The 21,489-nt window shown below is 57.0% G+C and carries 15 protein-coding genes; 6 read left to right on the forward strand and 9 right to left on the reverse strand.

Annotation, left to right across the window (positions count from 1 at the left end; translation table 11 throughout):
- Positions 1-220: 220 nt before the first annotated feature.
- From HMPREF9451_RS09510 to HMPREF9451_RS07540, 3 genes are all read right to left on the reverse strand, one after another.
- Positions 221-769 carry a hypothetical protein gene (locus HMPREF9451_RS09510; RefSeq protein WP_009139708.1) on the reverse strand — a complete coding sequence of 183 codons (549 nt, stop codon included), beginning with the start codon at positions 767-769 and terminating at the stop codon, positions 221-223.
- A gap of 167 nt (positions 770-936) precedes the next feature.
- Positions 937-2,484 (reverse strand): LCP family protein, encoded by a 1,548-nt coding sequence (locus tag HMPREF9451_RS07535; RefSeq protein ID WP_009139709.1) that lies wholly within the window; start codon positions 2,482-2,484, stop codon positions 937-939.
- 337 nt (positions 2,485-2,821) lie between these two features.
- On the reverse strand, positions 2,822-4,093 hold the full coding sequence (locus HMPREF9451_RS07540; RefSeq protein ID WP_232204099.1) for an LCP family protein: 1,272 nt from the start codon (positions 4,091-4,093) through the stop codon (positions 2,822-2,824).
- Between the two features lie 438 nt (positions 4,094-4,531).
- On the opposite strand from HMPREF9451_RS07540, the gene HMPREF9451_RS07545 reads away from it, so the two are divergent.
- The 6 genes from HMPREF9451_RS07545 to rarD all read left to right on the forward strand — a co-directional run bounded on the left by HMPREF9451_RS07545 (position 4,532) and on the right by rarD (position 11,626).
- The gene (locus tag HMPREF9451_RS07545) at positions 4,532-5,824 is read left to right on the forward strand and encodes a polysaccharide deacetylase family protein (protein ID WP_232204100.1); all 1,293 of its coding nucleotides are present in this window, start codon (positions 4,532-4,534) and stop codon (positions 5,822-5,824) included.
- Between the two features lie 277 nt (positions 5,825-6,101).
- The gene (gene ilvB / locus HMPREF9451_RS07550; protein WP_009139713.1) at positions 6,102-7,979 is read left to right on the forward strand and encodes a biosynthetic-type acetolactate synthase large subunit; all 1,878 of its coding nucleotides are present in this window, start codon (positions 6,102-6,104) and stop codon (positions 7,977-7,979) included.
- Positions 7,976-8,452: an acetolactate synthase small subunit gene (gene ilvN / locus HMPREF9451_RS07555; RefSeq protein WP_009139714.1), complete on the forward strand. Its 477-nt coding sequence runs from the start codon at positions 7,976-7,978 to the stop codon at positions 8,450-8,452. The genes ilvB and ilvN overlap by 4 nt, the downstream gene beginning before the upstream one ends.
- 328 nt (positions 8,453-8,780) lie before the next feature.
- Positions 8,781-9,389 carry a LysR family transcriptional regulator gene (locus HMPREF9451_RS07560; protein ID WP_009139715.1) on the forward strand — a complete coding sequence of 203 codons (609 nt, stop codon included), beginning with the start codon at positions 8,781-8,783 and terminating at the stop codon, positions 9,387-9,389.
- Positions 9,390-9,652: 263 nt separating this feature from the next.
- Positions 9,653-10,486 (forward strand): hypothetical protein, encoded by an 834-nt coding sequence (locus tag HMPREF9451_RS07565; protein WP_009139716.1) that lies wholly within the window; start codon positions 9,653-9,655, stop codon positions 10,484-10,486.
- 213 nt (positions 10,487-10,699) lie between these two features.
- Entirely contained in the window at positions 10,700-11,626 is a 927-nt protein-coding gene (gene rarD, locus HMPREF9451_RS07570) for an EamA family transporter RarD (RefSeq protein ID WP_009139717.1), read from the forward strand.
- A 78-nt stretch (positions 11,627-11,704) separates the two neighbouring features.
- On the opposite strand, the gene argB is transcribed toward rarD, so the two are convergent.
- The 6 genes from argB to HMPREF9451_RS07600 all read right to left on the reverse strand — a co-directional run bounded on the left by argB (position 11,705) and on the right by HMPREF9451_RS07600 (position 21,484).
- Complete coding sequence (gene argB, locus HMPREF9451_RS07575; RefSeq protein ID WP_009139718.1) at positions 11,705-12,595, reverse strand: acetylglutamate kinase; 891 nt, start codon at positions 12,593-12,595, stop codon at positions 11,705-11,707.
- A 245-nt stretch (positions 12,596-12,840) separates the two neighbouring features.
- Positions 12,841-13,665, reverse strand: coding sequence for a hypothetical protein (locus tag HMPREF9451_RS07580; protein WP_009139719.1), 825 nt, complete (start codon positions 13,663-13,665; stop codon positions 12,841-12,843).
- 18 nt (positions 13,666-13,683) lie between these two features.
- On the reverse strand, positions 13,684-17,211 hold the full coding sequence (locus HMPREF9451_RS07585; RefSeq protein WP_009139720.1) for an FtsX-like permease family protein: 3,528 nt from the start codon (positions 17,209-17,211) through the stop codon (positions 13,684-13,686).
- A gap of 3 nt (positions 17,212-17,214) precedes the next feature.
- Positions 17,215-17,916 carry an ABC transporter ATP-binding protein gene (locus HMPREF9451_RS07590; protein ID WP_009139721.1) on the reverse strand — a complete coding sequence of 234 codons (702 nt, stop codon included), beginning with the start codon at positions 17,914-17,916 and terminating at the stop codon, positions 17,215-17,217.
- A gap of 296 nt (positions 17,917-18,212) precedes the next feature.
- The gene (feoB, locus tag HMPREF9451_RS07595; RefSeq protein WP_009139722.1) at positions 18,213-20,585 is read right to left on the reverse strand and encodes a ferrous iron transport protein B; all 2,373 of its coding nucleotides are present in this window, start codon (positions 20,583-20,585) and stop codon (positions 18,213-18,215) included.
- Positions 20,585-21,484 carry a DUF2797 domain-containing protein gene (locus tag HMPREF9451_RS07600; protein WP_009139723.1) on the reverse strand — a complete coding sequence of 300 codons (900 nt, stop codon included), beginning with the start codon at positions 21,482-21,484 and terminating at the stop codon, positions 20,585-20,587. The genes feoB and HMPREF9451_RS07600 overlap by 1 nt, the downstream gene beginning before the upstream one ends.
- Positions 21,485-21,489: the final 5 nt, after the last annotated feature.

Genomic DNA, 21,489 nt, shown 5'->3' on the forward strand with positions numbered 1-21,489 from the left:
GGAGTTTATCACTCCGCACGAAGCGGGGTTCAACGATACGGAAACACCGAGCAAGAAAACACGATATGTCAATGGAAGCTTCGAGGCTCTTTCGCGCCACGCTCTTTGCCGCCCCCTACCCGCATGAAAAGCCGATACCTTCGTAGCGAAAAAGGCAGAAACTGCTCTTACACAAGAAAGGCCGGAGCCCAAGCCCCGGCCTCTTGTCGTTTTCTATCGATTAATAATAGTACGGATACGAAGTGAATGCGGATGTCACTGCGGCGCACGTAGCGCACCCGAAAAGCGCGATGAGCACAAACCAGATAAGGAACTGCGCCAAAAAGCCGAACAGGGAGAACTTGATCGCATCCTTTTTCGCCTCAGGGAAATTATGGGCGTTCGTAAGCCAGGCGAGCAGGATGGCGACCGGCCCCATGAGAAATCCCACGACGGCCCATCCGAACTTCATGCCTCCCGTCAGATGAACGAGGGGCAGTCCCGGAATGTTCTGGGGGCCAGGAGCGCACCCAGGCTGAGGGGGCATTCCCGCCGTCGGGGGGACGAATCCGGATTGCGGAGGCACATTGCCAGCAGGAGGAACAGGAGCGGCTTGCGGCGACGAACCGCCCGCCGAAGAAAAGGGCGCTGCCTGTGGTGCGGCGCCTGCGTTCGGAACCTGAGGGGCGCTGCCCTGGAAGGCGTCAACGGCCGGCGTGAAAACCTGTTCGACCGAGGGTTCGTTTTGCTTCTGCGACGCCGAAGGGGTGGTGGTATTTTGATCAGTCATTTCTTCCTCTTTTCGCTCTAAAAAGCGGCCTATGACGATTATAGCCACAGGCCGCTTTTGAAACGACAACGCGAGCATAACGGAAAGCTTGCAAAACCCTAACGATGAGCGCCAAAGACGGCGCCGAACATCCGGCAGGCAACCGATGGACCGCCCGACTCCGCCTTTTAATAATCCGAGCCGATGATGACGAGATAATCCCCGTCGAACAGGTACGTGCCGTCGTTCTGAACAGCCGATCCTGCACCGAGGCTTTCGGCGATGGCGCGCGCAGAAGAGGCATTCGCCGAATCGTCATACACGACGATGGTATTCGTGTAGTCGTAGGAATCGGCATCCCCGACGGACGAGATATCATAGCCGCGGTTCGAAAGAACGCTCGACGCATCCGCCGCAACGCCGCTGACGCCGCTTCCGTTGCGAACGACGATAGAGCCCGTGACGCCATTGGATGACTCATCGCCGCTCAAAACATTCTGGGCAATGACTTCTGGGTCGATAGAGCCATCGGTCACGCCTCCGTTATTAGCCGAGTCGGAAGCGTCCACCGTAGGCGGCTCTCCCGCGTCGACGCGCTTCATCATGGCGGACCACGCTTCGTTGTTGCTGTACTCGTACCATACGCCGTTTTCGTAGGAGGAAATCGTAGGGTTCATGGTCGAGTAGATATCGGTCGACGTGTCCATCCCCTTCATGGCGACAGCCGTGTTCACGATATCGGTCACGCTCATGTCGGTGTCAATGTAATCGCAAAGCGATGCAACCGTCGTGGCGATGGTGGCCGGATCGGATTCGAGCAGCTTCTTTGCCACTGCGCCCATGACCATGCGCTGGTTCGCCGCACGGTAGAAGTCGCCGGCGCCTATCTCGTCATAGGCGTGGCGAGCTCGACAGAGAATAAGCGCCTCGTCGCCGCTCAAAGTCTGAGGGCCCGCGGCAACATAGCCGCCAGCATCCTCGTCGTCGATTTCCATGGGAACATCCACGTCGATGCCTCCAAGCGCATCGACCGCGGCCTTGAATCCGTCGAAGTCTATTTCCGCGTAATGCGAGATGGGAACGCCTGCAAACTCGGAAACGGTCTTCACCGTCAACGCAGGGCCGCCAAGCGCATGCGCAGCGTTGATTTTATTCTCCCCATACCCATCGATATTCACGTACGTATCACGCACGATCGAGATAAGCGTCATTTTCTTTTCCTGGGGATCGACGCGCGCAAGAATCATGGAGTCGCTTCGAAAGGAATCCCCGTACTCGGCGCTTCCCTCTCGTTCCTGAGAACGGTCGACGCCCATGAGAAGGATATAGAACGGATCGCTCGCCGCTTTGCTGTTATCCAAGACGGAAGCCAGATCGTCGCCGATGTCACCCGTGAGCTTGCCGTTCAATACGCCAACGTACGCAAGGGCAGCGGCGCCTCCGCCGATAATGAGCGCCGCAAGAACAGACACGACGCCGATGAGAACCTTTTTCCTACGACTCTTCTTCGCACGCGTACGAGCATACTCGTCACGTGCGGAACGACGCGAATACGCGGAATCCGTCGTAGCAGGCTCGCATTGCGCGTGAGAGTCCCTGGTGTAAGCGCTTCGAGAATACGACGAAACGTCGCGCGGCCTTGGCGAGAAATCCGCATCGTCCTGACGGTCGGTGCGAGAGCGGCGCAACGGTTCGCTCGAGGGGAGCGAATCGTAAGAACTGGGCCTTCGTGCCATGGGGATAATCTCCTAGCTGTTCGATTTTTCCTCGATCATGCAGCGACGTACACGCGCGAAAGCGCACGACCGCAGCATCGCCCGCGGCGTTGCGGCAAACGCATCGTAAAAGGGTACGCCCCATCTAATCGATTCATGTGCGCATATCTATATGCACATATGCATCGTATCCTAACGACATCTTAAAAATGAAAAAATGCGCCCTTAAACTGATGAATCTACACGATAAAAAGCACGTTTCACATGGGATTACATAGAAAAGGCGGCCGTAAAGCCGCCTTTGGAACACATGATGTTGACCATCTCGGAAGAAAACCACAAGATATTGCCAAGAAGATTAATAGGAACCCTCCGTGCCGTATGCATCGAGGCTTTCCGTGACGCCCGATTCGGTGGCGCTCGTTCCGGTGGCGGAAGCATCCGTCCCCAGCTCTTGCACGCCCGTGACTTTGCCGTCGAGCGTTCCGCCCGTGTTGGCGTTGCGTTCTTCATCGGCGTAAGGCGGTAGGCCCGCATCGACACGACCCATCATTTCCCGCCATGCGGCAAGATCGCAGTACTCGTACCACACGTCATTTACATACGTTGGGGTGGTGGGGTTCATCGCCGAATACATATCCTCTTCGACATCCATGCCGTGCATCTCCGTCGCAACAGAGACGATGGATTGCACGTCCATATCGGTCGTGATGTAGTCAGCCATAGCATTGATGGTGTTCGCCATGGTGACGACGTCCGAAGCGAGAATCTTCTTGGCAATGGCTCCCATGACCATGCGCTGGTTCGCCATGCGGTAATAGTCTCCGCTGCCGTATTCGTCATACGTATGGCGGCTGCGACACAGGATGAGAGCCTGGTCGCCATTGAGCGTTTGCTGGCCCGCCTCGACGTAACCGCCCGCATCATCGTCATCAATGGTAACGGGAACATCCACGTCAATGCCGCCAAGAGCATCGACTGCGGCCTTGAACCCGTCGAAGTCTATCTCCACGTAATGAGAAATGGGCACGCCGGCAAATTTCGAAATGGTGTCGACCACAAGAGGAGACCCCCCCAATGCGGCGGACGCATTGATTTTGTTAGGGCCGTGCCCTTCGATGTTCACATACGTATCACGCTCGATGGAAACGAGAGTAACCGTTTTTTGCCGAGGGTCGACACGGGTCAGAATCATCGAGTCGCTTCGATAGGTGTCGCCGTACTCTCCGCTTTCAACACGCTCTTCAGAGCGGTCAACGCCCAAGATGAGCATATAAAACGGCTCTCCGGGAACCGTCTCTTCGGCGGAAAGCGCGTTGGTCAGCTCTTCCGTCACGTTCGCATGCAGCTTGTCAGAAATGCTGTTCATGTAGACAACGCCGCCAAAGGCAACGCCGCCCGCTATAAGCAGCAAAGCCATGATCACCGCGCATGCAATGAGCGGTTTTTTCCCTTTTTTGGACTTTTTGGAAATGTAGGCGTCCCTACCGTAGGACTGAGCGGAAGAATAGGCCGACGCAGGAACCATCGAATTACGCATGCGCGAAGCGGAACCGCGCGACAAAGCCGCACTCTGGGGCACGAAAGCCGGCGTATTCTCTTGATTGGAGGTATTCTTTCGTTTTTTCATGAAAAACATTATGCCCTGCGACACACGCTTTGCAACGAAGTCGGCAAGCTTTTGGGGAAAATGCCCATATTTCGCACGTTCCGGATGACGTCTCTTCGACGTTATTGTCCAAAAAAATGATACGCATTACATGGCAATAGATGGTAAAGCCGTGAAGGAGTTGACGTTTTCTTAAAACGCCTTTCAGGTTTCGTGCTATGCGATAGACTGGTTGTTCGTATAAGCATGATGTCGAAACCTACCGAAAAACGTACACGAAAGGCATCCATGAGCACTGAGCACGGGGCGAAACCGCACCCCACCTATCGCCAGGAATCGAATACAGCACAAACGGGCAGCCGACATAGCCGGCCTTCCGTATCCCAAAGTCGCCGCGTTCATGGAACGCAGTCCCGAAAAACAGCGCCTGCGCCGAAAATCCCCAAACATGAACTCGACGTGGATAGCGCGGACCACAACCATGCGGCAGAGCAGACGCAGGCCCATCGGTTCGGGCAATCAGAAGGCAAGCAGCATGCCCCCGACACGCCTCCCCAAGGATATCAGCCTCTTTGGGACGAGAGGCCGTTTCTCAATCCACGCATTTCAAGACGCCTTTTCATAGCCGCAGGAGCAACGGCTCTTGTCGCCGTCGGCGTTTTCGGCTTTTCTGCATTCAAGCGCATGACGCCCATCACCGTATCCGTCAATGGCTCCGCTTTGGAAATCAAGGGCGAGCGCACCCTGCAGACAGTTCTCGACGAAAGCGGAACCCCCATCACGCCGGGAAACCTCGTCGATATAACCGGGGAGGTCATCACGCAAGGTGGCGGAACGCCGTTCACGGCGACCATCAACGGTCAGGAAGCAACCGACCCCTCCGCAGCCCTTGCTGACGGCGACGTGCTCACGCTCTTCGACGGAGTCGATACGGAAGAACCTTCCCGAACGGAAGATAAAGCCATCGGCCCTAACGCTGCAGAACTGGGCAACGGTCCCATTCACGCCATCACCGCGCAAGGCACGCAGGGTCTTGCCGTTGTCAAAACCGGCGAAACCTCGGGCAAGGAGGTCATCGTCGAAACGAAGGAAGAAGGCGAAAACCGCATCTATCAACGCGCCTACCCCGATACAGGAGGCGAAAAGGTCATAGCCCTCACCTTCGACGACGGTCCATGGGAAGACCACACGGCGGCTATTCTTGACATCCTGAGAGATAATGAAGCGAAGGCGACGTTTTTCACCGTCGGCGAGCGCATAGCGGGACCGGGCGTTGAACTGGTCAAACGAGAGTCCGATGAAGGCCACCAAGTATGCACCCACTCCTGGGACCACGCCTCGGGAAGCGGACAAGGGGTCAACCTTTCTTTCATGTCGCGCGATGAGCAGCGCGACGAAATCGTGCGGGGCATGCAGGCCATTGCCGATGCGACGGGGAAAGACGCCAGCAAAGTCATGCGCGCACCAGGCGGAAACTTCCCCCTTGAAGTATGGCAGAACCTTGAAGATATTATCGTGGCCGATATCGGCTGGGACATCGATACGCTCGACTGGAAGCGCCCTGGAGCCTCCGCCGTCGCAAATCAGCTTAAAAACGCCACGCCCGGAGACATCATCCTCATGCACGACGGAGGCGGCGATCGCTCGCAAACCGTAGAGGCATTGCGCATCGCCCTGCCGTACCTCAAGGAACAAGGGTTCTCTTTCATCACCATAGACGAGATGATGCAATACCCCGTCAAAGAACAATAGACCGATTGGGCCGGACCAAAAGGCTCCGGCCCAACCTCGTCGAGCTAACGCTGTCTCGCGCCCTTAGCTCGACAAGACTATTACAACTGTCAAATCAGGCACTTTATCGAAATAAAGCACGATAGCGACACCCTCCCCGCAAAACGGCCCTATAATCTGCACCATTCGACAAATGCAAAACAGGGCGAGCAAGACGGCCCATCCGGGCAGGCCCATGCGAACCCTCGATAAGCGCCCTGGGCTCCCTCGGGCGCGCAGATAAGGGGGCGCATCTTCCATGAAACCAGAAACCCAGCACGACCAGCTTGCCCGCAAAGCGCGCGCCATAGCGGGCAAGCCGTTCGGCCCGGGCAGCAACACCGATAAGCAGGGCACCGTCATGACCGGCGCGCAGGCCGTCATAGCCTCGCTCGAAGCAGAGGGAGTCGATACCGTCTTCGGTTATCCGGGCGGTCAGGCCATTAAGATTTACGACGCCCTCTATGACAGCAGGAAAATTCGCCACGTGCTCGCGCGCCACGAGCAAGGCGCCACGCATATGGCAGACGGCTACGCGCGCGCAACCGGCAAAGTGGGCGTTGTGCTGGTCACCAGCGGCCCGGGCGCTACGAATACCGTCACGGGAATAGCCACTGCATACATGGATTCTATCCCTTTGGTCGTGATCAGCGGCCAGGTCACGCGCGGCGTCATAGGCACCGATTCGTTCCAGGAATCCGACATTGTGGGCATCACCATGCCCGTGGTCAAGCATAGCTTCCTGCTGCAATCAACCGACGATCTGACCAAAACCTTCCGAGAAGCGTTCTATATAGCCTCGACCGGCCGACCAGGGCCCGTTCTTATCGACATCCCCAGCGACCTCGCAGGCTCGGACATGGTGTTTAACTACCCCGACGGCGTCAACCTCCCAAGCTACCGACCCACTTACAAGGGAAACGCCAAGCAGGTCAAGCAAGCATGCAGCCTTATCAGAGATTCCAAGCGTCCCTTGCTCTACGTCGGCGGCGGCATCGTTTCGTCCCACGCATGCGCCGAACTGAAAGAGCTTGCTGAATCGATGAGAATCCCCGTCGTATGCACCCTTCTGGGCAAAGGAGCTTTTCCTTCAAGCAGCCCGCTCAATCTCGGCCCCGTAGGCATGCATGGCTCGAAATACGCAAACATGGCCATAACCAAGTGCGATTTGCTCATATGCGTAGGAGCGCGCTTTTCCGACCGCGTTACCGGCAAGCTTTCCGAGTTCGCCCCGCACGCAAACGTCATCCATATCGACATCGATCCAGCAGAAATCGGAAAAGTCCGCGAATCGCAAGTCCCCATCGTCGGCGACGCCCAGATCGTCCTTGCCGATATAAACGAACAGCTCGCCAAAATGCAAATCGACCCCGTCGGCTCGCCATGGTTCGAGCAATGCGACGAATGGCGCGAACGATGGCCCTTTTCCCACGATGACCCGAACGATTCTCCCGGTCAAATCATCCCCGAAGTCGTCCTCGACCAGCTTTCTCAGAAACTCGACCCCGACACCTCGATAGTCACCACCGAAGTGGGGCAGCATCAAATGTGGGCGCACCAGCGCATTCGCCGCGAACATGCGCGCACGTTCCTCTCAAGCGGCGGACTTGGAACCATGGGGTTCGGATTCCCCGCCGCCATCGGCGCCCAAATCGGATGCCCCGATGCGCAGGTTGTCTGCGTGGCGGGCGACGGCAGTTTTCAGATGAACAGCCAAGAAATGGCAACCGCCGCCATCAACAACGTTCCTGTCAAGGTTGCCCTCATGGACAATCGAGCGCTCGGCATGGTGCATCAGTGGCAAAAGCTGTTCTATCACGAGCGATACTCTTCCACGATTCTTGACCCCAACCCCGACTTTGTGAAACTCGCCGACGCATACGGATGGCAAGCAGAACGCATCGAATCTCCCGAGGAAGTCTCGCCCGCCCTCGATCGCATGCTGTCTTCCAAAGGCCCGTATCTGCTCGACATTTGCATTTCTGCCGACCAGAACGTCTATCCCATGGTTGCTCCCGGCGCCGCCATCAACGACATCATCGACGCGATCGACCTCACCATCGGAGGCGTGCGCCCAACCGAGGATGACGCGGCTCATTCAACCTCGGCGCACAAGAAAGCAGGCAATGAACGATGAAGCATATCCTCTCCATCCTCGTTGAAAACAAATCTGGTGTGCTCTCGCGCGTGATAGGCCTCATCTCGCGTCGAGGATTCAACATAGAATCCCTCACCGTCGCCCCTACTGAAAATGTCACCATGTCGCGCATGACCATCATCGTAGACGCTGACGAAGTAGGATTCGAGCAAATTACCAAGCAGCTGAACAAGCTAGTGAGCGTATACAAGATTCACGACCTCACCGACGAAGACGCCATCGAACGCGAGCTCGCCCTGTTCAAAGTGTGCGCCCCCGCCGAACGGCGCCACGAGGTCATCGAAATTGCGAACCTTTTCCGCGCCAAAGTGGTCGACGTCGGCAAGACATCGCTTACCATCGAGGCAACAGGGGATGCGAGCAAACTCGGAGCTCTCGAGGATCTCTTCCAAGCGTACGGCATAAAACAGCTCACCCGAACGGGAAAGATAGTCATGTCGCGCGGGATGTAGGCATTCCGAATCGGACCTGCAGCCCACCCGCAATTTTCCACAATTCAACAAAACCCTCGTACGTTTCTTTCCACAATCACAGCTTTCGTCAAACATCAAGCCCGCCGGTTTCTAGCAACACACGGAAACCGGCGGGCTTTTTTGCGCGTTTCTCCCTATCGTCATGCAAAAACAACTCTGGAATCGTTGCCTCTTCTCTCTTTGAGTATTAACTAAATCAAAACAGTTTTTCCGCTATACTCCATATGTTTAAAGGAAAACAGGATCTTGTTATTAAGAATTAGTTGATACTTTGTGGAAAAGTGCATTTTGAAGAAAGGGGTGACTCGTGTACGACCGACGGCTTGATTCCATCGTTGCCGCAGCAGAAAGCGGAAGCTTTTCAAAGGCGGCAAAGCGCCTCGGCGTATCGACCCCCGCTCTTGCAAAACGCATCGAAACTTTCGAGCACGAATACGATGTCGTGCTTTTCAACCGTACGAGAAGAGGTGTCTTTCTCACGCCCGCCGGCGCATCCGTCGTCGAAGACGCCCGAGCCCTCATGCGACAGACCGAAGGAATGCTAAGACGCGCCAAGGAGCAAGAAGCCTTCGGAGGCACCACGGTTCGCCTCGGCGTATCGGTGCTGTGCCCCGCGCGAATAACCCTCGATCTTTGGCCCCGAATCCACGAGCTCGACTCGTCCCTTCATCTGGAGCTTGTCCCCATAGATGATATTTACGACGAGGAATCAGAAGTCGTGCAGCACATCGGAGGGAGCATAGACCTGGTCGAACTCGCCCAGTCGGATGACCGATGGCAAGACATATGCGCCCTTGTGGACTTCGCAAGCTTCTGCGACGCGCGCGGCGCCCTTCTGCATGCCTTTACACCGTCCGACGCAACGAAAAGATTCGTCGAGCTTTGCACGAATCTTCTTCGCGAAGACAAGGCGTAGGCGCTTGCCCGCTTCGTGCGTGCATTTCGCACGAATGCACGCCGCCTCACGTCGCGCTCCAAACATGCCGCCCCACGTCGTGCTCAAAGCACGCACCCGCGCTCTCGAATTGCGACGGTTTACATCGGGAGCGCAACGTCTCGCCTATCTGCAACCGAAACACGGCGGCTCTTCGTTATACTTGCCCATATCCCGCTCGCTTCCATAGAGCGACGCGTACGCAAGCACGAGGGCGAAAAGCCCCATCACGAGAGAGTTATCCCATGAACGCACTTGCCCGCTACTTTTCCGGAGCGAAAAAAACCGCACAGAACCAACCCTGGCTGTTCGGCATTTATCTGGTACTGCGCATCGTCGTTGTCGTCGTGGCTATCCGGTCGATTTTCGAAGCAAGGTACGAATACGCGCTCCTGTGTATCCTTGTCCTCGTTCTTTTCGCAATACCCGATTTCCTCGAACGAAAATTGCAGATAGAAATCCCCAACGTCCTTGAAGGAATCATTCTCTTTTTCATCTTCGCTGCAGAAATTCTCGGAGAAATAGACGCCTTCTACGTAAAGATCCCCTTCTGGGACACCATGCTCCATACGCTTTGGGGCTTTCTTGCCGCAGGCATCGGATTCGCCTTGGCCGACATCCTCAACCGCAGCCAGGCATCGCGCTTGCAGCTTACGCCAATCTACATGGCCATCACGGCTTTCTGCTTTTCCATGACCATCGGTGCGCTTTGGGAACTTTTCGAATACACGATGGACACCTTCGTGGGCTTTGACATGCAGAAAGACACGATCGTGGCCGCCTTCAGCTCGGTAACGCTCGACCCCACGAATTCCAATGTTGCCATCCATGTGGGAGACATCGTTAGCACTACGATAACTACAGCCTCGGGCGAAACGGTTGTTATCCCCAACGGCTACCTCGATATCGGCATCCATGATTCCATGGCGGACATCTTCGTCAACATGTGCGGCGCAATCGTGTTCTCCATCATCGGATTCGCCTACGTCAAAAACCGCAATAACGGCAGCAAGAAGAACTTTGCCGCCAACTTCATCCCCCGCCTTCGCGAAATCTACCAGGAAACAAGACATTCCTAAGCCCGCGCGAACACGCCCATACGCAACAATCCCCCTGGCCGCACCCCGAATCGCCTCCTATTTCCAACCGTCCAAGAAAGAGGAGGCGATTCGCTTTCGATAAGCGCAGTCGTTTTATAATGGCGATCGACAACAACCGCCCGCAAGCATCGAGGAACCATGGCCCATGCATCACATGTCGAAAACGCCCCTTCGAATCCGCAAGGAACCAGCGTGGAACGTCTCGACAGAACCGGCTTCCTCGAAGCGCTTGGCTGCCAGGTCATGTGGGGGTTCATGTGCTTGTACTGGCGCCTTCTTTCGGGCGAAAGCGCGCTTCTGGTTCTCACGTGCCGCATGGTATGGTCGTGCGTCTTCATCGTTCTTCTGTGTTCATTCGTCAAGCGCACGAAGTTCCTATACCTCATGCGCGACCCGCGCGCCTTGCGTACGTTCATCACATCGGGCGTTCTGACTTCCGCTAATTGGGGCGTCTACATTTGGGCCGCCAACAGCGGACATTTGCTGGAAACGAGCATAGGCTATTACCTCTGCCCTTTGTTCAACATCCTTTTCGGGCTTATCGTATTTCACGAGAGCCTCACGCGCATGCAGAAGGTCGCGTTTGGCCTTGCAGCATGCGGAGTCACGTTCTTCATCGCCGTTAACGGCGGCGCCATCTGGATTTCTTTCGCATTGGCCCTCACGTTTTCCGCCTACGGAGCCGTCAAGAAAAAGGCCGGCTACCCGGCCCTTCCCGGCATGGCGATAGAATCGGTGCTCACCGGCATCATGGGCGGCATCATTTTCGGGGCGGGAACGCTCATGCCCGCGCTTTGGGCGCTCGTGCCCGCAACGCCCGACGCCATGGCCGTAACCTACGAGCCGCTTAAGATGTTTTTGATGGTCTTCGCGGGAGTGCTGACAGCCATCCCCCTGCTGCTGTATTCGGCGGCGGCAAACCGAGTGCCCATGGTCATCATCGGCTTCCTGCAATACGTCAGCCCCACCATCGCGCTCGTTTTGGCCGTAACGTTTTTCGGCGAAGCATTCACGCTCGCACACGGCGTATGCTTCGCGCTCGTTTGGACCGGCATTGCCCTCATGTCCATAGAAAGCCTTTTGCATAGACGCTACGCATCCTCATTGGATGCAGCATAGAAACCCGCAAAGAACGAAACGCCTCCGCACACGACGGTGGCATTTCGTTCTTTATACAGCCGAAAAATCGGACCAGAACTAGCTATGGAACTTCGGCGTGTTGTCCCCGATGACCGAGGAGCCAACGCCCTTATTTGTGAAGATCTCCAGAAGCAGGCAGTGGCGAATGCGCCCGTCGAGAATATGAACCCTGGTAACGCCGTTTTCTACGGCATCGATGCATCCCTGCAGTTTGGGAACCATGCCGCCACCCACCGTGCCGTCCTCGATCAGCTGGCGCGCCTCGCTGGCATGCAGCTCCGAAATCAGCGTTGACGGGTCTTTCGGATCGCGATAAACACCTTCGATATCCGAAAGAAACGCGAGTTTTTCGGCATGCATGGCCTTTGCAATAGCGCATGCCGCAACATCGGCGTTGATGTTGTAGGAATGAAATTCCTCACCAAGCCCGATCGGACAGACAATGGGAATGTAGTCGTCTTCAAGGAACCCTTCGAGCATCTCGGGGCGAACGGAGTCAATATTTCCCACGTACCCGAGGTCCTCGCCATCGGGATACGCCTTGTTGACCCTCATAAGAGCGCCGTCTTTGCCGCTTACGCCAATGGCCTTAACGCCGAAGGATTCCGCCATGGACACGAGCTCTTTGTTGACCTTGTACAGGACCATCTCCGCCATTTCCATGGTGGGCTCGTCAGTCACGCGTAGGCCGTTCTCGAAATGAGGCTCTATGCCTATGCGCTCGAGCCAGCGATTGATTTCCTTGCCGCCGCCGTGTACCACGATGGGCTTGAAGCCGACAAGCTTCAAAAGAACAATATCGCCCATGACGCGACGCATGACACCATCATCGACCATGGCGGCGCCGCCATATTTCACCACGATAACCTTGTCATGAAAGCGACGGATGTAAGGAAGCGCCTCTATGAGAACATCCGCCTTGTCCAAGTATTTCTGCTCGACCGTCATGAGCCGCCCCTTCTCAGAGCCAATGTTTCGCGCGAAGCGAATACGCATCAATGTTTGCGCATTGAATTGTGCCATATTTTTCGCTGAAATACATGAATAGGTGGATAAAAGATCCAATAATATGCACTATTTAAGAAAACGATGTGCACTTTGAAACATCGTTCTGCTTTGCAAAGCGCAGAAACGAACCGCCTCAGGGCAAAGAAGCACGCCTATGCGAAAACAGCACGAATGCCAGAAATCGACTACATCAACGCGCGAAGACGCTCTATGTTGGCGGCAGCACGCGGCGTGACCGGACCTTCAACGACCTCGCCAAGAAGAAGAGCCGCCTCCTGCGCATCCCCATGCACAAGCTGGTATTCCGCTTCGCAGATTTTCCAAGAAATCCAGGTCAAGCGAGAATCGGCAAGTGCCGCATTCTTTCGCATGCAATCAAGATCAGCCGGTCCCCACTGTTGGGCAGGACGAAACTGCACGTTCAGCCCGAGCAAAATGTCGTCAATGACCGCACGCTTCGCCGAATTGATGCCCGTGCCGGCACGAAACGCCGCAATACGCTCAAGTGCTGCATCGCGGCCGGCAATGTCTCCTACGGCATTGCGCGCAATGGCTTCGACGTTGTACGTACGCACCCATAGGATGTTTTTCTCGGACTTGAACGACACCTCGGACAGAAGCCGCAAGGCATCCATCGGGCGATTCGCGTGATAATGCGCCAGAGCCAACTCGGTTAAGCATGTGCCCTTCGAACGCTGTCTTTTATCGCGCTGCGCTACGCCCTCGATAACCTCGCGGTATTTCTCGGCGTCGCAATCGAAGCCCAGAATGTCGAGCAGACCTCGAAACCTTCTGCCGATCTTCGCCCTGAGCATCCAAGCTGTCGCAAGAATCGCGGCAAGACACACGAAATAACCGACCATACACTCGAGGAAAACGAGCGCGATAGCAACCACGCCAAGCACCACAGCCGCTGCAATTGCAAGACCGCGAGTCCTGTTCAGCCACGAGAAATAGTCAGTAACGATTTGCTGAGCCGTCTGCCCGAAGTAGCACGACCGAATATTCATAGCAACCTTTCCCCTGCCTTATTCCACCGACTTCAGGCTTTCTACCATGTCGATATCCGAGAGCTTCTTGCGCATGAACAGCGTTACCAGCACCGAGAAGAGCATGGTAAGCACAAACGCTGTAACGAAGCTCAATGCATGAATCTCACGACCGAACATCACCTGGTCCACCTCGGCCGTCACCACCACGAAGCCTTCCATGAAAATGCCCAGCACGCAGCCCACCAGTGCGCCTATCGCCGAAAGCAAAAGCGTCTCGCGATAGATATAGGCGTTTACTTCGCGCGCATTGAAGCCAAGCACCTTAAGCGTGGCAATCTCGCGCTGACGCTCGGTGATGTTGATATTCGTGAGGTTGTACAGCACCACGAACGCAAGCGCCGCCGCCGCAACCACCAGCACTACGACCACCGCGTCGACGCTCTTGAGCATGGTGCGGTACGACTCGATGGTTTCATCATTGAATCCCACGGTCTTCACGCCGTCTATTGCCAAAAGTTCGTCGGAAAGCGCAGCACGCTGGGTTTCGTCTTCGGTCGCCTTCACAAACAACGTAGTAAACGCCGGCGCTTCGTCCGATATTTTGCCAAAGGCCTCGGGCGTTGCAAACGCATACTGGCTCACATAGTTTTCCATAATGCCCGAAACACGCACCTCGCGACCTTCGCCCGTGGCGTTTCCTACAGCATCCTCGTCGAAGAGCAGCATGGTTTCGCCCGTAGAAAGCCCCAGCTCGTTCGCCAGCTTCTCGCTTATGACAACGCCTTCGCCATCGAGGCTCAGCGGGTCGTGCCCCACGCGCTCGCGCATGGTTACATACTCGGAGAACTGCTGGGGGTCCTCAGGGACGATCAGCTCGAAACGCTGCTGTTCTCCGTTGGGGTCGTCCACGCGAGCCGCCAGCATATTCTCGGTGTGGGCCGCCGCATGGGCCGATTCAAGACCGGTGTCGGCAAGAATGCCGCCGACGGCCGAGGCGTCTTCCTGCGAAACGTCATCCGCCTCGCGCACCACCATGTTGTAGTGATAGATTTCTCCGAATTGCTTGTCGATGATATCGTTGATGGCGTTTTGCAACCCCAGACCCGTCAAAAGCAGCGCCGTGCAGCCGGCAATGCCTATGACGGCCATGAAGAAGCGCCGCTTGTAGCGGAAGATATTGCGCGCCGTAACCTTCCAGGAAAACGACATGCGGCTCCACAGCAGCTTGACGCGCTCGAGAAGAATGCGCTTGCCCGCCTTCGGCGCGCGCGGGAGCATAAGCGCCGCCGGGGTCTCCCGCAGCGTGGACGCGGCCGCGAAGCACGTTGCCGCCACCGTTATACCCACGCCCAACCCGGCGGAAAGCAGCGCCATGCCAGGATCGATCGGCGTCGGACGAACGGGAACCGCGTAGATGATGGAGTACGCATTCATGATGAAATACGGCAGGAAGAGCGACAGCGCCACAATGCCGACCGCCGCGCCCACGCCGCTAGCCACAACCGCGTAAATCAGATACTTCGACGTGATACGGGCCTTGCTGTAGCCCAGCGCTTTGTACGTGCCAATGAGCACGCGCTCTTCTTCCACCATGCGCGTCATGGTGGTCAAAGACACCAACGCCGCCACCAAGAAGAAGATGAACGGGAACACCATGGCAATGCGGTCTATACGCCCCGCATCGGAAACGAAGCTTTCCGCTCCGATGTTCTTCGTACGGTCGAGCACCATGATCTCCGGCGCTTCAAGCGCGTCGATTTCCGCCTGCGCGTCTGCAAGCTTCGTCTCGGCATCGGCGAACTGCGCCGCGGCATCCGCCGCCTTCTCGTCGTATTCCGCCCTACCCTCTTCGTAAGACTCCAGACCCGAAGCGTATTCGGCCTTGCCGCTTTCAAGCTCGGCAGCGCCCGCCGCATACGACTGTTTCCCCGCATCAAGCTGCGAGCGGCCGCTTGCGAGCTGAGAGGCTGCACCGTCAAGCCGGGACTGCGCCGTAGCGAAGGCTTCTTCGGCAGCAACGCGCTGCGCCGCCAATTCGTCGCGCGCAGCGGAAAGCTGCTCCGGCACGCCAGCGGTCTGGGCATCGATTTGCGCGATACCCGCCGTAAGCTGTGCAACAGCGTCATCAAACTGCGCCTGTTGGGAAAGAAGCGCGTCCTTCTGCCCCTGCAGCTCAGAGAGCGTCTGCTCGCCGAACGCAAGCCACGATTGTAAAGCGGCGAGCTTCTTGTCGTATTCGGGATCGGAAGGGTCAAGCTTGTCGATGTTTTCCTTCGCCCCGTCAACGATGCGCTTGGCGCGCGCGATTCCCTGGTCGATTGCCGGCATGTTCGCATCGATGGCGGCATTCACCTGGTCAAGACCCGATTGCGCCTGGGAGAGTTGGCTCGAAAGCTCTTCGCGCGTTGCCATGGCCTGGTCGTATTGCGCCTGGGCATCGTCTATCTGCGCCTGGGCAGAAGCAAGCTGCGCTTCGGCGGACGCTCGTTGCCCGGCAAGCTCAGCGGCGCCAGTGTCGTAGGCAGCCTGGCCGTCGGCGAGCTCTTTTTCGCTCGCCGCGATTGTCGCGGCGGCGTTATCAAGCTCCGCCTGACCGCTGCTCAATTGGGCCGCAGCGTCTTCAAGTTGGGCTGCAGCGTTGTCAAGCTCGGTCCTGCCGTCGGCGAGCTGCGCTTCAGCATCCGCCTTTTGCGTTTCGTAATCTGCACGCTGCTGGTCGAGCTCCTTCTGAGCTTCGGATTTCACTTCATCAAGACGAGCCGCCGCAAGGCCGCACTCTTCTATGCGCTGCGCAACTTCATCTACTTTCGCCTGATAAGCGTCGCTTCCCGCCGCCTCGTCAGTCGCGCCTGCCACCGAAATGAACGCTTCGGTGTAGGGCGCATTGGAGGCAAAGCCCTCGTCGCCCACGAACATGACCTGGTCAAGAGCGCCGCTGCCAAGCGAGGTCGTCCCCAAGCTTGTCGGCGAGACATAATACGAACTGCGAACGAAACCCGTTACCGTGTATGTGCGCGTCGATAGCGTCTCGTCAACGTCCTGCGTGCCCTCAAGCACGGTGACCGTATCGCCCGCCGCCACCGAACCGTCCATGACCACATCGGCCATGAGCACGCATTCGTTCGGACCTTCGGGCCACGAGCCCGAAACGAGAATAGGCCTGTTAAGGTAGGACGCGTCATCCGAATATGCATGAACGCCGTCCGACGTGTCGGACGCGCGAGCCGCCGCCGTGTCAAACGACTGCACGCGCATGGTGTACTGAACGTCTTCGACCGTGGCCAGCACATCCACCTCGCGTGCCGGCATGACATCCTCCACGCCTTCCACGTCTCGAAGCATATCCAGACTTTCGTCGCTTAGACCCAGCGTCGATACCACACGCAAATCAGCCATGTGCGTCGCATCGAAATACTGATCGGCGGCAAGACGCATGTCGGGACCGGTCATACGCAGGCCGGCATAAAACCCCGTGCCGAGCGCCGCTATAATCGCAATGGCAAGAAAACGTCCGAGAGAATGGGTTATGGAGCGCAAGACGCCTTTGCTAAACGCGTTTTTCATGGCTTACCACTCCACGGTTTCGGCGGAAATAGGATGATCGTTGAGTTCCATGGCCTCCACCTTGCCCTCCTTGATATGAATGACGCGATTGGCAATTGCCGTGAATGCGGAATTGTGCGTGATCAAGACAACGGTGCGCCCAGTTTGCACACAGGTGTCCTGCAGCAATTTCAGAATGGCCTTGCCCGTTTTGTAGTCGAGCGCGCCCGTAGGCTCGTCGCAGAGCAGAAGCTTGGGATTTTTCGCCAACGCGCGCGCAATGGCCACGCGCTGCTGCTCGCCGCCAGAAAGCTGCGCCGGAAAATTGTCCATACGATGCGCAAGCCCCACCTGGGCCAGCACATCGGCGGCAGGAAGAGGGTCTTTGCAAATCTGGGATGCCAGCTCCACGTTTTCAAGCGCGGTAAGATTTTGCACCAGGTTGTAGAACTGAAAAACGAAGCCGATGTCGTAACGGCGATAGTCGGTGAGTTCCTTCGCGCTGAACTGGCTGATTTCGCGTCCGTCGAGCTTGATAGAGCCGGACGTGCACGAGTCCATGCCGCCGAGCATGTTGAGCAGCGTGGTTTTGCCGGATCCGGACGGGCCCACAACCACGACGAGTTCGCCCTGTTCGATGTCGAAGGTCATGCCGTCGACGGCCGCCACCTTCACCTCGCCCATGGTATACACCTTGCGCACATCGCGAAATTCGACAAAAGCCATGGCAGCACGCTCCGTATCCTATTGCCTGCACCAAGGCAAGACGGCGCAAACCTTTGCTTTTGCAGCACCGCGAAATACATGCGACACAGAGCTTGGGCAGCGTCGAAAAGCCCCTAGTTTTCCTCATTATACCCATGGGGGCTTGTACCGCTGCAACAATGCGACGACCGTTGCATTCCTGATGCTCTACAGCAAAACGCGCCCACCCCCTTTCGGAGACAAGCGCGTCACTCTTCTTTCATGAGCAAGACCATACTATGGCCAGGATTGTGGCGAACAAAACCGACTGCGAACTCCTACCCCAAACCGAGAGCCATGCCGACCATGCGCACAACGAACGCTGCAACCCACGCCACACCGCACTGCATGGCGGCCACGATAAGAGCGCTCTTCATGCCGAGCTCGTTTTTCACCGCAGCAATAGCGGCAACGCACGGCGTATAGAGCAGCGCAAACGTCAGGAAGGCAAACGCCGTCAGCGGCGTGAACAGGCTTGTAATGGCAGAAGCGCTGCCCAACAGAACGGTCAGGGTGCTGACCACGCTTTCCTTGGCGATAAAGCCCGTGACAAGCGCCGTGGACGCACGCCAATCAGCAAAACCGAGCGGGGCAAACACAGGAGAAATCAGCCCGCCGAGCGCGGCAAGCAGACTATCCGCAGAGTTCTCGACCACGTTCAGGCGCATGTCAAACGTCTGCAGGAACCAGATGACAACCGATGCCAAAAAGATAATCGTAAACGCGCGCGTGATGAAGTCTTTCGCCTTGTCCCATACCAAGCGACCCATGTTACCAAGAGAAGGCAGGCGGTAGCTGGGAAGCTCCATGACGAACGGCACGGGATCGCCCTTAAACGCCGTGCGCTTGAGCACCAGCGCCACAAGCACGCCCACAACCATGCCCATCACGTACAGCAGCACCATCACAAGCGCTGCATGCTCGGGGAAAAACACCGCTGTGAACAGGGCGTAGATAGGAAGCTTCGCCGAACAGCTCATAAACGGCGTCAGCATGATCGTCATCTTGCGGTCATGCTCAGACGGAAGCGTGCGCGTCGCCATGATGGCGGGCACCGAGCATCCGAAGCCAATCAGCATAGGGACGAAGCTTCTGCCCGAAAGGCCGATCTTGCGCAGCAGCTTGTCCATCACGAATGCCACACGCGCCATGTAGCCAGAATCTTCAAGCAACGACAGGAAAAAGAACAGCACCACGATAATAGGCAGGAAGCTCAAGACACTCCCAACGCCCGCGAACGCACCGTCGATCACCAGGGAATGCACCACTTCGTTAACACCCCAGGCGGAAAGCCCCGCATCAACGAGGTCGGTGACCCACGATACGGCGGCATCCATCCAGCCGCTGAGAATCTCCCCGAACACGCCGAACGTCAGCCAGAACACCACAGCCATGATCAGCACAAACACGGGCAAGGCCGTGAATTTGCCCGTAAGCACACGGTCGATCGCCATGCTGCGCTTGTGCTCGCGGCTTACCGCGGGCTTGACCACCGTGGCGTCACACGCGTCCTCGATGAAGCGGAAGCGCATATCGGCAAGAGCCGCCATGCGATCGGTTCCGCCTTCTTCCTCCATTTGAACGATGATGCGCTCGATCGCGTCTTTCTCGTTTTCGTCGAAATGCAACGATTCAAGCACCAGGGCATCGCCTTCGACAAGCTTGGTCGCGGCGAAACGCAGGGGCACCTTCATGCGTGAAGCGTGGTCTTCGACAAGCTCTGAAATACCGTGGATGCATCGGTGCAGCGCACCGCCGTCGGCCGCGTCGGGACGGCAAAAGTCTTGACGGCCAGGACGTTCGTCGAAGCGGGCGACATGAAGCGCATGCTCCACCAGCTCGTCGATGCCTTCCCCTTTCGAGGCGGAAATGGGCACCACGGGAATTCCGAGCTCGCGCTCGAGCGCGTTGATATCAATCGTGCCGCCGTTCGCGCTCACTTCGTCCATCATATTGAGCGCCAGCACCATGGGAATATCCAGGTCAATGAGCTGCAGCGTCAGATAGAGGTTGCGTTCTATATTTGTCGCATCGACGATGTTGATGATTCCGTCGGGTTTGTCGCGCAGCAGAAATTCGCGCGTCACCACTTCCTCGCCCGTGTAGGGAGAAAGCGAGTAGATACCCGGAAGATCGGTTACCATTGCGTTTTCGTGCTTGCGGATAGCGCCGTCCTTGCGGCTGACCGTTACGCCGGGAAAGTTGCCCACATGCTGGTTCGAGCCCGTCAGCTGGTTGAACAGCGTGGTTTTGCCGCAGTTCTGATTACCGGCAAGCGCAAAGGTGAGCGGGGCGTCGTCCGCATGGACGCGACCTGTAGCCCGAGGACGAAAAGAACGCGACTCGCCCTTGCCGGGATGGTCGGTCTGTGTCTGGCCCGGATTAACGCGGCGGACATCGTGCGCGTCATGCACGTCGCGCACGTAAATATGGGCGGCGTCTTCCTTGCGAAGCGTAAGCTCGTAACCGCGAAGGCGCACCTCCATGGGATCGCCCATAGGGGCGCACTTGACAAACGTCACTTCGGTTCCCGGCGTGAGACCCATATCCAGAATATGCTTGCGCAGCGAAGCCTCTTCGCATTCGACCGAAGCAATGATCGCATCCTTACCCTGCCCAAGCGCATCAAGCGTCATGTTTTCGCGCGTCATTACCACAATCCCATCTGCTGCGGCTCGTATTCGTATTCGCACAGCACCTCGCCCACGGTGATTTCGACCGCGTGCGTCTCCCAATCCTTCACCGGGACAACGAATACATTGCCCTCTTGCTCAAATGCGAGCGTTCCGCCGATCATGCCGACGCAGAGGCCCCCGCAAACATCTTCAGGGCTTCCGTCGGGAACTTGAATAAGATCGGGAATCGCGTCGACCTTGCCGAAATAATACGGCGTCAAATCGAGCACGCCGCATTCGGGCTCTATGTCGAAGCGGCGCGCCGTTTCATACACGCATTCCATTGCGGCTTGCGCGTCGAAGGGTTCGCTGAGCAATTTGTTCTTCGTACCGAGGCGCATGGTTTCCAGGATGCCGTCCTGCGAGCAAAGATGCGCCTCCAGGGCTCGAGCTTCGTCCGCATTGGGATAGCGTTTAAGAATGCCGGCGACGCGCGCGCCCTGCTCAAGCAGGCGCTCTATGCCACGCGTCTCTGAAGAAATGCCCACTTTTAGATGCGCCGGCGAGAAGTACGCCATGTACACGAAATGCGGCGTCAGGTTGTAAGCACGCTGCTGGGGCGAGATGCTTTCCGCGTTGTAGAACGCGGGATTGAAGCCCGTTTTTTCGCGACACGCCGGGCACATATCGTCTTTGTACGTGGATTCGTCGGGAAGCTCCGCCGCCAAATCGCACGCGGAAGATTCATACGTCTTCAGGTCGAAAGGGCCTATGCAGTATCGCTGAGGGAGTTTTCTCATGGTAAACGTGCGCCCTAGCACAGGAAGGCGCATCTGCTTTTTCGCCCCAAGGTCGTTCATCTGCAGGTAAGGGCCGTCCGGGCCATACCCTAAGCCGGAAAAGACCAGTGTAGAATTGGGAAAGAAACGCGGCATGCTAT

This window comes from Slackia piriformis YIT 12062, from assembly GCF_000296445.1.
Classification (GTDB): Bacteria; Actinomycetota; Coriobacteriia; order Coriobacteriales; family Eggerthellaceae; genus Slackia; species Slackia piriformis.

Bases quoted from the DNA above. Each gene is read 5' to 3' on its own strand.
- feoB (WP_009139722.1), bottom strand. From the start codon at position 20,585: ATGACGCGCGAAAACATGACGCTTGATGCGCTTGGGCAGGGTAAGGAT.
- HMPREF9451_RS07590 (WP_009139721.1), bottom strand. From the start codon at position 17,916: ATGGCTTTTGTCGAATTTCGCGATGTGCGCAAGGTGTATACCATGGGC.
- HMPREF9451_RS07565 (WP_009139716.1), top strand. From the start codon at position 9,653: ATGAACGCACTTGCCCGCTACTTTTCCGGAGCGAAAAAAACCGCACAG.
- HMPREF9451_RS07540 (WP_232204099.1), bottom strand. From the start codon at position 4,093: ATGAAAAAACGAAAGAATACCTCCAATCAAGAGAATACGCCGGCTTTC.
- HMPREF9451_RS07585 (WP_009139720.1), bottom strand. From the start codon at position 17,211: ATGAAAAACGCGTTTAGCAAAGGCGTCTTGCGCTCCATAACCCATTCT.
- HMPREF9451_RS07600 (WP_009139723.1), bottom strand. From the start codon at position 21,484: ATGCCGCGTTTCTTTCCCAATTCTACACTGGTCTTTTCCGGCTTAGGG.
- HMPREF9451_RS07580 (WP_009139719.1), bottom strand. From the start codon at position 13,665: ATGAATATTCGGTCGTGCTACTTCGGGCAGACGGCTCAGCAAATCGTT.
- ilvB (WP_009139713.1), top strand. From the start codon at position 6,102: ATGAAACCAGAAACCCAGCACGACCAGCTTGCCCGCAAAGCGCGCGCC.
- HMPREF9451_RS07535 (WP_009139709.1), bottom strand. From the start codon at position 2,484: ATGGCACGAAGGCCCAGTTCTTACGATTCGCTCCCCTCGAGCGAACCG.
- ilvN (WP_009139714.1), top strand. From the start codon at position 7,976: ATGAAGCATATCCTCTCCATCCTCGTTGAAAACAAATCTGGTGTGCTC.
- HMPREF9451_RS09510 (WP_009139708.1), bottom strand. From the start codon at position 769: ATGACTGATCAAAATACCACCACCCCTTCGGCGTCGCAGAAGCAAAAC.
- argB (WP_009139718.1), bottom strand. From the start codon at position 12,595: ATGACGGTCGAGCAGAAATACTTGGACAAGGCGGATGTTCTCATAGAG.